Annotated in this window: 1 protein-coding gene; it reads left to right on the top strand. The window is 55.2% G+C overall.

The features are described 5' to 3' along the window. Positions 1-872: IS3 family transposase (locus EVJ22_RS15240; protein WP_131444267.1), on the top strand; the 872-nt coding region annotated here is incomplete at its 5' end. Between the last annotated feature and the right edge of the window lie 46 nt (positions 873-918).

Here is a 918-nt window from a genome sequence, read left to right as displayed (position 1 = left end):
GTTACACGGCCATCAAGGAAATGTCGATAAGCGACACGTTCCCGGTCGTGCTCTTATGCGAGATCGCGCAGGTCTCACGGGCCGCCTATTATAAATGGTTAAAACGTACCGTCTCGGTACGCGAGGAAGAGAACTTGAGTCTACTGGAGGACATCCGTCTCCTCTACGACCTGGTGAACGGGACCTACGGGTATCGACGGATCACCATGACGGTCAATCGGAGACGACGCCAGCATGGCCTGCCGGCATACAACGAGAAGCGGGTCTATCGTCTCATGCGCATCCACGAGATCCGTTCGGTCATCCGCCAGAAGCGAAAACGGTACAAAAAGTCTTCACCGCAGCATGTGGCCGAGAACCTGATGAACCGAGAATTCAGCGCGTCCCGACCGGACGAGAAATGGTGCACCGACATCACCGAGTTCAAATATGGCGCCGGGAGGAGGGCGTATCTGAGCGCGATCATCGACCTCTATGACGGCTCGATCGTCGCCTATCGCATCGGGAAATCCAACAACAATGGGCTCGTCTTCCAGACGATGATCCCAGCGATCGCGGGGCTCCGTACAGGAGCGGGTCCGATGATCCATAGCGACCGAGGGTTTCAATATACATCGAGAGGGTTCAAACGCATGGTGGAAGACGCAAAACTGACCCACAGCATGTCTCGCGTCGGACGTTGTCTCGACAACGCCCCGATCGAGGGTTTTTGGGGTACCCTGAAAGTCGAGATGTACTACCTGCGTGAGTTCCAGGCCTATAGCGAACTCACGTCGGCCATCGAGGCCTACATATCGTTCTACAACCATGATCGTCTCCAGAAACGACTAAACGGCTTGAGCCCTGTCGAATACAGGGCTCAAGCCGCCTAGGCTGGTTTTCATTATTTACCCTGTCTACTTGACGGGGAGCAGTTCA

Origin of the sequence: Exiguobacterium sp. SH0S7 (assembly GCF_004337195.1) — a bacterium.
GTDB lineage: Bacteria > Bacillota > Bacilli > Exiguobacteriales > Exiguobacteriaceae > Exiguobacterium > Exiguobacterium aurantiacum_A.
The sequence above is the reverse complement of the archived record's forward strand: the minus strand, read 5'-3'. Positions and strand labels throughout refer to the sequence as shown.